The organism is Verrucomicrobium sp. GAS474, from assembly GCF_900105685.1.
Lineage (GTDB): Bacteria > Verrucomicrobiota > Verrucomicrobiia > Methylacidiphilales > GAS474 > GAS474.
Map to the genome: position 1 here is coordinate 1811579 of NZ_LT629781.1, position 13022 is coordinate 1824600.

At 65.5% G+C, this 13022-nt stretch carries 10 protein-coding genes; 4 read left to right on the forward strand and 6 right to left on the reverse strand.

Going from position 1 to position 13022, the window contains the following annotated elements; genetic code table 11:
- Positions 1–2 precede the first annotated feature (2 nt).
- The 5 genes from BLU04_RS07530 to BLU04_RS07550 form a co-directional block, all read right to left on the reverse strand.
- A complete protein-coding gene (locus BLU04_RS07530) occupies positions 3–500 on the reverse strand; it encodes a prepilin-type N-terminal cleavage/methylation domain-containing protein (protein WP_093284189.1) in 498 nt (165 codons plus the stop codon).
- Between the two features lie 14 nt (positions 501–514).
- A complete protein-coding gene (locus BLU04_RS07535) occupies positions 515–1255 on the reverse strand; it encodes a prepilin-type N-terminal cleavage/methylation domain-containing protein (protein WP_093284191.1) in 741 nt (246 codons plus the stop codon).
- Between the two features lie 180 nt (positions 1256–1435).
- The gene (locus tag BLU04_RS07540; protein WP_093284194.1) at positions 1436–2908 is read right to left on the reverse strand and encodes an MFS transporter; all 1473 of its coding nucleotides are present in this window, start codon (positions 2906–2908) and stop codon (positions 1436–1438) included.
- 32 nt (positions 2909–2940) lie between these two features.
- A complete protein-coding gene (locus tag BLU04_RS07545; RefSeq protein WP_093284197.1) occupies positions 2941–5367 on the reverse strand; it encodes an alpha-L-rhamnosidase C-terminal domain-containing protein in 2427 nt (808 codons plus the stop codon).
- An 84-nt stretch (positions 5368–5451) separates the two neighbouring features.
- The gene (locus tag BLU04_RS07550; protein ID WP_093284199.1) at positions 5452–6771 is read right to left on the reverse strand and encodes a DUF4038 domain-containing protein; all 1320 of its coding nucleotides are present in this window, start codon (positions 6769–6771) and stop codon (positions 5452–5454) included.
- Between the two features lie 135 nt (positions 6772–6906).
- On the opposite strand from BLU04_RS07550, the gene BLU04_RS07555 reads away from it, so the two are divergent.
- The 4 genes from BLU04_RS07555 (at position 6907) to BLU04_RS07565 (ending at position 11932) form a co-directional block, all read left to right on the forward strand.
- Complete coding sequence (locus tag BLU04_RS07555) at positions 6907–7695, forward strand: PEP-CTERM sorting domain-containing protein (protein ID WP_157895192.1); 789 nt, start codon at positions 6907–6909, stop codon at positions 7693–7695.
- 31 nt (positions 7696–7726) lie between these two features.
- Positions 7727–8284: a hypothetical protein gene (locus BLU04_RS16385; RefSeq protein ID WP_157895193.1), complete on the forward strand. Its 558-nt coding sequence runs from the start codon at positions 7727–7729 to the stop codon at positions 8282–8284.
- 1 nt (position 8285) lies between these two features.
- Positions 8286–10862, forward strand: coding sequence for a cellulase family glycosylhydrolase (locus tag BLU04_RS07560; protein ID WP_162274656.1), 2577 nt, complete (start codon positions 8286–8288; stop codon positions 10860–10862).
- 65 nt (positions 10863–10927) lie between these two features.
- On the forward strand, positions 10928–11932 hold the full coding sequence (locus BLU04_RS07565; protein WP_157895194.1) for an AraC family transcriptional regulator: 1005 nt from the start codon (positions 10928–10930) through the stop codon (positions 11930–11932).
- A 9-nt stretch (positions 11933–11941) separates the two neighbouring features.
- On the opposite strand, the gene BLU04_RS07570 is transcribed toward BLU04_RS07565, so the two are convergent.
- Positions 11942–12907 (reverse strand): DUF4886 domain-containing protein, encoded by a 966-nt coding sequence (locus BLU04_RS07570; protein ID WP_093284209.1) that lies wholly within the window; start codon positions 12905–12907, stop codon positions 11942–11944.
- Positions 12908–13022: the final 115 nt, after the last annotated feature.

Genomic DNA, 13022 nt, shown 5'->3' on the forward strand with positions numbered 1-13022 from the left:
GATCAGTAGAGGCTCAGGGCCGTGAGGACCTGGAAATTGCCGACGTGCCGGGAGGGCCATTGGCCTGCGGTCGGGTTGGCCGAGGCGGGCCAGGTGACGAGGATGCTCATCGGGGCCGGGGCGCTCGCCGACGGGCGCTCGCCGAAGCTGACGTCGACGCGGTAGCGCGCCTGGTTCACGTTGGCCTTGAGCGTGCCGTCCTCGGCGAAGAAGAGGGTCTTGTCCGGCTGTGCCGAGGCGGTGGTCCCGCTGGGCAGGGCGATCTTGTAGAGGGGGCTCCGCGTCGACGCGGAGGTGTTCCCGATCCCGCTCCAGAGGTCGGCGACGACGGCGCGGGCCAGACCGGCGGCGACGCTCTGCTCGACGGTATCGGTGTTCGTTTTCATGCCGACGACGAGGAGGCCGAAGATCGAGATGAGGCAGAAGCTGCAGATCCCCATCGCGACGACCACCTCGATGAGGGAGAAGCCTCGGGAGCGGGGAAAAGGATTTATGGACACGTTCTTCGCCTGGCTTACTTGCTGGGACGGAAGACCTGGATCGAGCCGGTGATCCCGTCGATCTGGAAGCCGGCGCAGTTCGCCAGCACGGTCGCGGCCTGGTTCCCCCGGGCGGGTTCGAGGCCGAACTGGATGTAGGGGCGGACGGCGGCGACGCCCGAGAGGGAGGTAACGACGGAGGCCGCCCCGGCGGGGCTGAACTGGATCACGCTGTCGAAGATGCAGACGCGCTGGGCGGAGCCGACCGGCCCGGCGAAGGGCGTGGTGGGGGGGGAGGAGAGATCGATGTTTGAACCGTCGGAGGCATCCATCGAGCCGAGGGCGGCGTGGATCACCGCGCCGTCCCGGACGAGGTGGACGCCGTCGAAGGAACGAAGCGGGCCGACGGCGGCGAGGTTCGAGGAGTCCCAGTCGCCGTTCTGGTAGCCGTTGGTCCCGTCGCGCGAGGCGGCGACCTGGACGTAGATGCGTCCGATGCCCGAGACTCGGGTCCCGGTGTCGGTCCGCGTGGCGTCGGCCTCGAAGAGGCCGACGTAGACGTAGGTGTTGTTCGCCATCGCGTGGGTGCGGGCCTGTTCGAGGAGGCTCGCGATGTCGGAGGAAGCGACGCTCAGGGCGCGCGCCCGCTGGATCGAGAGGAGGCCGGGAAGGACGATGGCCGCCAGGAGGCCGACAATCGCCAAAACGGTGAGCAGCTCGACCAGCGAAAAGCCGCGGCGCGGAGAGGAGGCACGGAAGCGGAGGACGGGAGACATAGGCTTCGTAGTGGCGTCATTCTATCCGAATACGCCTCTGTCCTGTTAATCATGATGCTGTCTTACCCTAGCAAAATAACGACATTTTTCCCCTAGGCATGCTAGTGATTTCACCTGAGGAAAGAATAGAAAATCTCGTAATCCGTTGATGGTCAATTTCTTGTGATATCGGAGGCGCGATCAGAGACGGCCCCGCCGTGCTTCCAGGACGGCGCGGATTTCACTCATCCGTTCCCGGCTCAGGGGATAGAGCCGGATAAAGAGAAAGCTGATCGCCCAGAAGACGATGGGGACGAAAATGTAGAGCCAGAACATCCGGTCGAGGACGGGGCGGGGTTGCGAGGCGGCCTTGGCGTCGAAGTGGGTGAGGGCGAGGAGGAGGCCGCCGATGCCGGTGCCGCAGGCGAGGGCCGCCTTGACGAAGCAAGAGTAGAAGGCGTTCAGCGCGCCCTCGCGGCGGCGCGCGGTGTGGAGCTCGTCGTGGTCGGCCACGTCGGCCTTCATCGAGGGCAGGTAGAGCCAGAGCGCTCCGATGGTGCCGGACTCGAAGACGCCGGGCACGATCTGCAGGTAGGGCATGTCGGCCCGCATGCAGAAGAGGTTCAGCAAGTGGCCGAACATGCTGAAACCGATCATCGACGCGACCATCGTCCGCTTGTCGTGCCGTTCGCCGAGCCAGGTCCAGAGAGGAAGCATGAGAATGCCGGTGACGAAGACCGCCGTCGATTTCCATCCGGCGATGACCGAGGCCAGGGCGATGTCTCCGCCCGTGAGGCAGTAGATGTTCACGTACCCGCCGAGAACGGCGATGGAGGTGTAGCCGAGGACGACGAAGAACGAGATGGCGATGAGCATGCGGAGCGAGCGGCACTGGGCCGATTCGCGGATACTGGCCCAGAATGGATCGTGGGCCTGGGAGCGGGCCTCCCGCTCGTAGTAGCGCTCCTTCACGAAGAGGGCGGGCAGAAGCCCCACGGCGGTGATGACGAGGCCGAAGATCCAACTTGAGGCGCGGATGCCGTGGACGATGTCGGGCCGTCCCGTGGCGAAATCGGCGAACCAGCGGCTTGAGGCGAAGGCCATCGCCCAGCCCGTGCCGAGGCCGAAGATCTTCCCGAAGAAGGTGATCCACGCGGTGAGGTTCGTCCGCTCGTCGTAACTCGGCGTCAGTTCGAGCTGAAGGCCGTAGTAAGGCATGGCCCAGGAGGAGAAGGAGAGGAAGAAGGCCATTCCGGCGAGGGAGAGGTAGACGCCGTCCCGCAGGGGCGAGACGCCGACGGGGATGTGCCAGATGGCGATGAAGGAGGCTCCGGTGAGGATCGCCCCGACGAACATGAAGGGCCGCCGCCGTCCCCAACGCGTGCGGGTGTTGTCCGAGAGGTTCCCCATGACGGGGTCGATCATGGCGTTCCAGACCTGGAGGATGACGAGGACGGTGCTCAGTAGGACCGGATCGAGCCCGAGCCCGATATTGAAATAGGGCATCCAAAAGAGGCTCGTGAGCAGCCCCATGGCGATCGAATCGACGCCGAATCCGGCTCCGAACATCGCCTTTTGGAAGAGCGGGATCCGATCCCCGGGAGAGACAATGGGCGGGGAGGCGGCGGCGGTGGCGGAATCGTTCAAGGTGTGGGGGGCGGTGTCACATTTCATGGGGGAAGAGGGCCGGAGTCAAGGAGCAGGGATCAGGAATGGGGGGCGGCGGTGCGCGCTGAAGCTGCGTCTTTCCGCGCCTCGCGAGGGAGCGCGATCGTCCAGCGCGAGGTCCCGCGAGCCGTCCCGGCGGGAAGGCCGGGGAGCCGGACCTCGGCTTCGATGCCCGGCGGGAGGCGAAGCTCGACGGAGATGCCGACGGCCTCACGGATCCAACGTGCTTCGAGAATCCCGAGGGGCGTGGGGATGCGGATTTCACACGACGCGCCAAAAAAAAGGGGGGCGAAGCGGACTGCCTTCCAGCCCGAGGCCGTCTGGACGATGCCCCCGAGGATCTGTTCCAGGTGGTAGAGGGGATGAGCCGACCAGGCATGGGAGAAGCTCTCGTCACCCCGGCGCGGGGCGAAGTTTTCCCACGTCGTCCCGTAGTCGCCCATCGCGGCCCAGTGCTTCGCGATGTAGCGGAGGACGTCGTCGCCGTGGCCCCGCTCATGGAGCGCCGTGAAGACGTAGGTGATCCAGTAGGCCGATGGGGCCGATTTGAAGGCCTTTTCCTCGCGGAGGAAGGGAAGGAGGACGTTATCGATGATCGCGTGTGGCGAGGTCTCCCGCAGCCCGGAGAGGAGGGCGAGGGTCTGCGAGTGGATCGAGGACTCGGCGACGACGCGTCCCTTCTCATCGAGGCCGTCGCGGATGAGGCCGTCGGCGCCGACGAGTCGGGCAAGGGCCGCCCGCAGTGCGGCGGCGCGGGACGTACGGGCCGCAGCGAGCGCCGCGTCGCCCCGGATGACGTGCATCGCCGCGATTTTCTCCAAGGCGGTGAGGAACCAGAAATTGAGAAGGGTGGGGCAGCCCTCGCGGTGGATGTCGGTCCAGTCCAGGAAGAGCCAGTATCGGGGGTCGTGGCGGACGAGGCCAGAGGCGGGATCGGTCGCTTCCTCGAAGAAGGCGACGATCCGGTCGATCGTCTCCTGGTGGGCCTCGAAGGGTTCGAGGGAGCCGGTCTGCCAGTAGTAGTCCCAGAGGGTGAGGATCCAAATGAGGGAGAAGTCGGGAAGGATGCAGTTGTGGGCCATCGTCGGCGCATGGCCGTAAGTGAGGCCGTTCGGCGTCATCTGCGAGGCGATCTGGCCGATCCCCCGGCGCAGGAGGCGGACGTCGCCGGAGAGGTGGAAGGTGTTCCAGGCCTGAACGCGGGCATCGCCCCACCATTGGGCCTGTTCGCGCCAGGGGGTGTCGACGTAGGCGTCCATGCTGCAGCATTGCTGCGTCCGCACGCAGGCGTTCCAGATCCCGTTCAGGAGAGGGTCGCTACTGTTGAAGCGCCCTGCGACGTCGAGCGGATAGAGCTTGCTCACGAGCGACGCCCGGACGCGGAACGGCGTCTCGGAATCGCGGACCACGAGGATCATGTAGCGAAAGCCGAAGGGGTGATGGAAGGTATGAGTGTTCACGCCGGGACGGCAGACGAGACGGTGGCTGAAGGCCATTCGGGAATGGGCCTCGGGGGTGAAGTCGAGGGAGAGTGTCCCGGGGTCGATCGTCTCGCCGTGGAGGGTGTCGATGGTTTCGCCGCCGCGGGCGTCGGAGAGATAGAGCGAGAGGGAGCCGACGACGGTGTGGCCGAAGTCGATGAGGACGCGGCGGAAGCGGCCTTGGCCTGAAGGGGGAAGGACGAAGTCTCCCGCGTCGGCAAAGGCGATGACGTCCTCTCCGGCGAGGGGCTCGTGGGAGAGGCCTTCGACATTGATGCCGAGGGAAACATTCCGCAACTGGGCCGAATCGGCGACGGAGCGCCCGTCGCGGAGGCCGAGGACGGCGCGCGGGAGGACCGTCTCCTCGCGCAGCAGGGGGATGCCCCGTTCCTCGAGGTGATTCCACGGCATCGAATTCCAGTGGGTCGTTGCGGTTTTTTCCGTCCAGCCTGAGTCGTCAAAATCGGGCTCCATCCAGGCAGGATCCTCGACCCGGAGGTCGATGTGCTCCTGGCAGAAGAGCTGGAGGCTGACGGGGGTCGCGGCGGGATTCACGCCGGTCTGGCGGCGGCATTTCCACGATGTGTCGGTGCCCAGGAAGACGCTTCCCGCGCGGCCTGCGGCGAGGAGCCCGGCGTAGCCCTCGGTGAGGTACTGGAAGTTGCTGAAGCCGGGATTGTGGGCGCGCACGGCGAGGACGTTCCGGCCCGGGCACAGGAGCGGGGCGATCTCGACCTCGTCGAAGGGCCAACTTTTCTGGAAGCCCCGCGCGGGCCCGGCGCAGACGTAGTTTCCGTTCACATAAAGCCGGTAGGATTGGTCGGCCGTGATGCGGAAGGGGACGCTTGAGGGGACCTCGGCGAGGTCGAACGTCTTGCGGAAGAGGGCGTAACTGTTGTGGATGTCCCAATGGATGTTCCCGGGCCAGATCCACCACGATTTGCCGAAGATTTCCTGGTGGTCCTGCGTGCGGGTCTGGTTCATGGGAAGAGGGGGCTCCACTTCGGGCTAGGATCACTCCGATCCCGTCTTCGCCGTTAGGCCGGAGCGCGCTTTTTTTCTGACATTCTAAGACATCGAGCCCGGCGGCAGGGCTCCCTTGGCCGCGTCGTCGAGGACGAGAACCCAATCGTCCTCTTCCGTGGCGGGGAAGAGGAGGCCTCCCTCTCTCTCGACGTTCTCGAATGTGCCGTCGTAGGAAGTTTCCCCGGTACGTGGATCGAAGCGCCAAGCCCGGAAACGGCGAATGGGGATCGCGCCGGTCCGTAGCCGGAGGGGGCCGCCGAAGGGTGCATAGGCGACGACTCCGGACGAGGAGGCCGGGACCGCCGCAAGGTTCGGGATCTCGGCCATTTCAGGGTGGGGAACGAGGGGGAGAAACGCGCGCGAGGCGAGAAGGCGGCGAAGGTGGCCGATCTGAGTTGCGCCCGGGCGGAACAGGGCCTCGCGCCATGAGGAGCGCGGAGCATAGACCGGCTCGAGGCCGCGCCCCGGCTCCCACATCTGCCAGACGGAGTGGTGTCCGTAGGTGTGGCCGAATGCGCCGGAGATGAGATTCCAATAGGCCGCGCGGCGGATGTCGGTGTCGTTCGCGTAGGGCTTTGCGGTGTCGAGGTCGATGGGGATCTCCTCGTAGACCGGCTCGCCGTCGATCACCGGTTTCGCGGGGAGGCGGCGATAGTCGGCAAGGGTCTTTTCGTAGCGGCCTGGGTAGCCGACGGCGTGGCCGTTCTGGCGGCAGTTGAAGTCGAGCCACGGCGCGTCGTGGAAGTAGGCCGAGGAGCCGTCGTCGCCGCGTGTGTGGAACGTCATCAGGTGGGTACCGCGATCGCCTCGGCGCAGGCCGCATGCCATCCGTTCGACGATTTCGATCTCGGCGGCGCACGAGGGGACACGGTCGCCGCCCAGGATCCAGGCGAGCCCGGCCTCCCTGTAGCGGGTTCCGATCCACTCCCCGTAGGCCTCGGCGGTGACAGCGTCGAAGAACCCTTTTCCCTCGGGCCGCTGCTGCCAATAGCTCCCCCACGTTGGAAGGAGGCCGACGCGGAGGCCGAGTTCGTTGGCCCGCGCGACGACGGCGTCGATGTGGGCCCAGTACGGTTCGTTCGGGCGGAGCGGATCGCCTGCGACAAAGGGGAGGTCGCCCCGGGCATTCGGCGTGTCGGGGCCGCCAAGTTCGGAGAGAGCGACGGCCTGGACGAGGGTGAATCCCTGTGCGGCGCGCGTTTTCAGATAGAAGCCAGCTTCGTCGTCGGTCAGGCGGTGGAAAAGCTCCCACGCCGTGTCCCCGATCCAGAGATAGGGCCGCCCGTCCTCCTGAGCGAGGAAACGCCCCGAGGGATCGACGGAGAGCTTGGCAAGGGCGTCGGAGGCAGGCGGAAAGGGCATCGGATGGAGATACACCCGTCGTTTCGGCGCTGCGACGGAAAAGCTGCCGATATCAAACGGAGGCTAGCGGAAAGCGGGCTAAAGGCTAACGCGGACGATGCGGGCAATGATAACTTTTGCCATCAACCGAACCCTATGAAAGCAATCAAGCCCTCTCAACGAATCCTCCTTGCGATCGTCTCCCTTGCCGCGTTGCTCTCGCTCTCGGCGTCCTGGGCGGAGGCGGCGACGACGACCTACTTCATCGATTTCAACGGCGTTACGACGACCACAAGCTCGGGCAACCCGAACGGCTACACTTGGAACAATATCAGCTCGAGCGCCCTCGCTGCGCTCTCCGATTCGACGGGGCTCCTCAGCGCCGCCAGTATCCAGATGGTCGGCAGTTGGGGGGCAGGGGCAGGCAACGGGACGCCAACGACCCTGGGTATGACGGGGGCGGCGGCGACGGCCTTCGGAGGGGCGCAGTATACGGCCGCGAACAATCTCTACTACACCGGGGCCGCGACCGGAACGGGCGGAACGTCGAGCACCTACATCACCTTCACAAATCTCATTCCGACTGACACCTACACGTTCACGATCTTCGCCTCCCGCAACGGCGGTGGCAATCGGGACGGCCTCTACACGCTTGTCGGCGGGACGACCGCCACGGGGACGCTCGACGCGAGCCCGAACGGCTCGGTGAACACGGCTAATATTCTGACCCTCACCGTGACGCCGACGGCTGCGGGGGTCATCACGCTCTACGATTCCCTCGCCTCCGATAACACCGCGACCTTCGCCTACATCAATGCGCTGCGCATCGACGCCACGGCGGTCGCCGTGCCGGAGCCCGCCACCACGGCCCTCCTCGGCTTCGGTGCGATCGCTTTCCTTGGTATGAGGCAACTTCGGCGTCGCTTCGTCGCGGTGAACGGCTAAGATGGCCGTGCCCGCTTTCTCCTTCCGAACCATGAGTTCCTCTGCCCTCCTTTGCTTCGCCCTCCTTGCGGCGTTCTCCCTCCTTCTCACCCCTCTTCGCGCCGAGGAGGGAGGCCAGCCGCTGGCCCTCTTCTATCCTGTCGAGGAGCCCTATCTCGGGGGCTTCGCCACCTACGGGACGACGAAGATGGAGGAGGCCGAGGCGAAGAACGCCGTCACCTTCTCGAGCGAGCCGGGAAAGATCGCCGGCTTCGTCCGCTGGTTCGCGAAGCACGTTCCTCTCCCCGTCCCTACGGTGAAAGGATGGAAGGGAGGTAACGTCCGGCTCCAGATCGAGGAAGTCGACGGCAGCGGTCCGACGCCGGTCACTCTGGCGTGGCGCGGGAACGTTGATCCTGCCGAGCTCGGTCCCGTGACCGAGGCGAACGTGACCATCGAGAGTACGACGAAGGCTGTGCTGCTGCCGCTCCCCGATGTCGATGGCCTCGCCGTCGAGAACATCACCGGCCTGCTCATCAAATTCCCCTCTGGCGGGAAGTTCGTCATCCATCGCATCGAGATCGTCTCCGCTTCGGGAGAGGCAAAGTAGCATGTCCTCCGGTCTTCTTTCCCGCGCCGCCGTCGCCGCGTTGGTCGTTCCGTCCCTTCTGGCGCTCCTTCCCGCCTTCGCGGAGGACCTCGTCTCGGTCCGCGAGGTGATTCTTCCCCTCGCGTCGGCCACCCGTCCCGGTGATGTCGTCGCCTACGGCCAGAGTACGGTGAAGAAAGAGGGCGACATCGTCGTCCTCTCCGCTTCCTCAGGCGAGGCGGCTCTCGCCCGCTGGTTCCCGAACCATCTCCGGCTCAAGGGAGCCGATTTCCCCGATTCCGGCCTCCGCCTTCTCGTCGAGACCGAGGGGGGGGACGGCCTCGCCGTGAACGCGGCTTGGCGCTCGGGCGACAGCGCCCTCGGGACGAAGGTGTCGGGAACGCTGAAGGCCTCGTCCGAGGGCAGGGCCTCGGCCCTCCTCCCCCTCCCCGCGTGGATCGAGGGACAGGACGTCTCGGCGCTCTACCTCGCCTTTCCCGAAGGGAAGGAAGTCCACATCCGCAAGGCGGCCATCGTCTCCCCCGTCGATCTCCTCCTCGACGTTGCCGCCCAGCAGGACCCGTGGAAAAAGGAGCCTCTCGCCTTCTCGGGCCGGGGCGCGACGCCGGGTGCCGAGGTTCGCATCGCGGTCCGGCCCGACGCCGGCAATGCCTTCGGTTCGACGCTCGACGTCGCGGCCACCGCCGGGGCTGATGGAGCCTTCACGGTGGCGCGGGAGAACGGCGATCTCGTGCCCGGCGACTACGTCGCCACCGTCGTCGAGGCGAAGGCCCCGGCGAAGAAAGCCTTCCCTGTCCATTTCTTCGTCTTCCCCGCCCTGGCCGACGCGCCGCTCCCTGCCGTGCGGGCCGAGGGGACCCAGCTGATCGCCGACGGGAAGTCCTTCGGCTTCGTCGGGGTGAACTACTCCGCCTTCCTCCTCGATTTCCCCCGGAAGGCCGATTACCGGGAGATCGTCCGCCACCTCGTCGAGATGAAGTCGTGGGGCGTGCGCGTCGCCCGAGTCCCGCTCAACATGAGCCTCATCCAGCCTGCCGAGGGCCTCTTCCCCGACGATCCGAGGTGGGCCGACGCGATGAAGGTCCACCAGCTCGATCCCGAGTTCGTTCGGGCGATCGACTACTACGTGAAGGTGGCAGGGCAGATGGGGATCTACACCGTCCTCGACTGGCACGGCTTCCCGACCGAGCCCTATGACTACCACGCAGGCGGCCAGCCCTCCGACCTCGGGACGAAGAAGCCCGGGGCCGCCATTGCGTGGCTCGCCCCCTCGGCGACCGAGACTATCGAGCTCGACGACGCGAATCCGCGCCACCGGAAAGCGATCCTCACGGCCCACACATGGCTCGCCTCGCACTTCAAGGGGAATCCGAACATCCTCTCGATCGAGGTTCCCTACAACGAGCCGCACAACCTCTTCATGGCAACCGAGGCAAACTGGCGGAAGCTGACCGCCCAGGCCATCGAGGCCGTGAAGCTCGGCGATCCCGATCGCCTCACCTTCACCATGCCCTCGGCCTACGGGCACGACAACCTGAGCGCCTCGGCCACATGGCTCCCGCCCGACCGCGCGTCGGGTGTCGCCCCCCACTTCTACCTCGCCAACGGCCCCGTCCCGACGCGTCCCGACGCGGCCCAGTCGAAGCAACCCTACCTGGCGCGGAACGCGGCGATGTCCTTCGGTTACGCCCAGGCCTCCGTCTTCATGCCTTTCTCCGGGATCGAGTGCCCGATCTACAACGGCGAGTCGGGCGAGTACGGGAACGCGGACTTCCTCCCGACGGAGAAATTTCCCGATCGCGCCGAATGGGTGATCGAAGCACAGATGGTCCAGGCCTACGCCGCCGGATGGAGCGGCGTCCTCGAGTGGACGCTCTGGCTTGATAAGGGGGACTTCATGCCCTATCGGGCCCTCTATGCCCACGTCTTCAAGCGCTACGCCCCCGTCTTCGCCTCGGGGACGCTCGACCGCTCCAAGGCCGAGGTCGCCTTCGTCCAGAGCCCCGGCGCGGTGCCACCGCAGAACGGGATGAACTACGCCTGCGTCCCCTTCGCGAAGCTCGTCCTCGCCCTCCACCTCCCCGGTGTCCACTACTTCACCGACGCCCAGCTCCTCTACCGTTTCCGGGCGAGCGTGCCGACGGGGCTAGAACAGGTCGTCGAGGGCGGTTCCCTTTCCCGCTACAAAGCGATCGTGGCCGATCGACGCAATCTCGACCCCCGCGCCATCGAGCTCATCACCGCCAGCAAGGTTCCCGTCCTCTGGGCTGACGATGCTGAGAAGGTCACCGCGGCGCAACTCGCCACCTTCCTCGAAAAGAGCGGCGCGCGGGCCGACGCGAAGACTCCGGAAGGGCTCCAGATCGTCGAGGGGCCGCAGTATCTTCTGGTCTATAACCGGGCCGACAAGGAAACGAAGGATCGGGCCTACCCCCTCGTCCGTCGCTCCGGGACCTTCGTGCTCCTCGACGAGGCGGGCAAGGCTGTCTTCAAGGGCAATGCCGCCGCGTTGGCCCGGGACGGGGTCGATGTGGCCCTCCCGCGCTGGACGGCGTCGATCTACCGGATCGCCGACTAAGGGCTCTTTTGCGTCTCGCCATGATGCCTTCAGCGTGGCAGAAAGGGAGGGGTATGTCTTTTCGGATGATCGAAACCGCCGATCTGCGGCATCTGCAATGGAAGCAGGACTTCAAGGCCGACATGTTGATCGTGGCATACCACTTCCCCGACCACGATCCCGAGGAGCTCCCGCACGATCACGACTTCGTCGAGCTCCAGATCTGTGTCGGCGGGAAGGGCCGACAACAGACTGCCGCGGACGATTTCGTATTCAGCCGCGGGAAAGCGATGGTCATCAGTCCCGGGGCTTGGCACCGCCACTACGACAACAAACGGATGGACGTCTACGTCTGCTGCTTCGAGGCGAAGCTGCTGATGCACGAGCTCCTTTGGACCCTCGACGATCCGATCCTCAATCTCCTCCTCTGGCAGCGTTTCGCGAACAAGGGGGGCGGCCTTTCCGTCCTCACGCTCGACGACGCGCTGCTGGAGAAATGCATCCCGGCGCTCGACGCGCTTGTCGCTCTCGGCGAAAATCACGACCCTTCCGAAAAGGCGATGCGCCTGGGAAACCTCATCGTGATCCTGGCCCATCTCGCCAAGGGGAAGCTCGAGAGGGAGGTGAAGCCGACCGTGCCCGCCATCCACGTCGCCGTGCGGCGGTGCCTGTCCCTCATGGAGGAGCATCTCGCCGAGCCCTGGACCGCCGAGGGGCTCTCGGAAAAACTCAACATCAACGTCTCCTATCTCGGACGACTCTTCAAGTCGATGCTCGGCGTCTCTCCGATGGCCTACCTCTCCCACATGCGGATGGAGCGGGCGGCCAGGCTCCTGAGCCAGACCGATCGCCGCATTTCCGAAGTGGCGAGCGATGTCGGTTGGCCCGACCCGAATTATTTCGCCCGGCGTTTCCGGCTCTACTTCGGCATCTCGGCGAGCGAGTATCGCGCCAGGCAGATACGCCATGCCGCCGAGGCGAAGGCCAACCCCGACGACGTCCTCTTCGGCTGGTCTGTTCCCGAAGCCGTCTCCCGCCTCGATGGAGGAAAAGGCAAGGCAGTCCGCGTCCGCGGCCCCATCGAGGCCTGAGGAGGCCTTTTACGGTGTCGCTTCGGCCAGACGGCCTTGTTTGGCCTCCTCGGTCACGGCTTCGTGAGCCAGCTCCCGAAGCCGCGCGCCGTCTTCCGGGGGCAGCTCGGAGGGGGCGAAGGTGTTTGCCCGCACGTCCTCGCCGAAGAGCGTCTCGAAGAACGTTGCTCCGGCGAGGTATTTCCCCGCCGTATTGCAGTGCTTCGGATCGAGGCGGAAGACTTTCTTGGTGCCGTCCCGCTCCCACGACCAGCCGACGTTGATCGTGCCGGGTTGCGCCGGGAGGGAATCCTCAACCGGGTTCTTGTAGTCGAAGGCGGGATCGGGGAAGACGAACGTCCAGTGCGGATCGTGGCGCGCCTTCTGGAAGGCGCTCCCCACGGGGATCAGCGGAAGCTTGTTCCGGGCCGCGAGATCGTGGTAGGCCGAGGCGAGGCCCTCGAACATGGCTTGCTGGGTGAACCCGCTGCCCGCGAAGCCGGGAAAATCCTCGCGATAGGCCCACGTCTCGAAGACCACGATGCGGGCCCGGGGCGCATCCTTGTGGATGGCGGCGATCAGCTCGGAGGCATAAGGCTCGTAGCTTTCCGGCTTGAAGCTGAGCGCGCTTGCCTGCTGGAGCGTGACGACATCCCAGGCGTCGGACCGGAGCGCCTCGGGCAGGCTCATTTTTTCGCGGCCCGGCGAATTGAAATTCGTGTAGGGCCTTCCCTTCGGGTCGTTGGGATCGGCTTTGTAGGCGCGCAGGTAGGACGCGTGCTCTTCGAGGGAGCAGTTCGAGAGATTCGCCGGAAAGACGACGACGCGTTTCCCCGCCGCCTCGGCCAGCCGGGGCAGATATTCGGTAGCGTTCCACGCGAAGCTGTTTCCCAGGGTAAGGATCTTGAGTGTTTCCGGAGCACTGCCGGTTTCTTGGGCAGGGCATTCGATTCGGACGAGGAATAGGAAGAGAACGGCGAGATGGAGTCGTTTCATGTCGAAATTACAAGCCGTCCGTTCTATCCCGGCTGGGTGCCGGAGCGTTACGCCAGGGCGGTATTTTCCCTAGGATGAACCCGACATCTTTGATGTGCTGGCGCGATCATCTTTG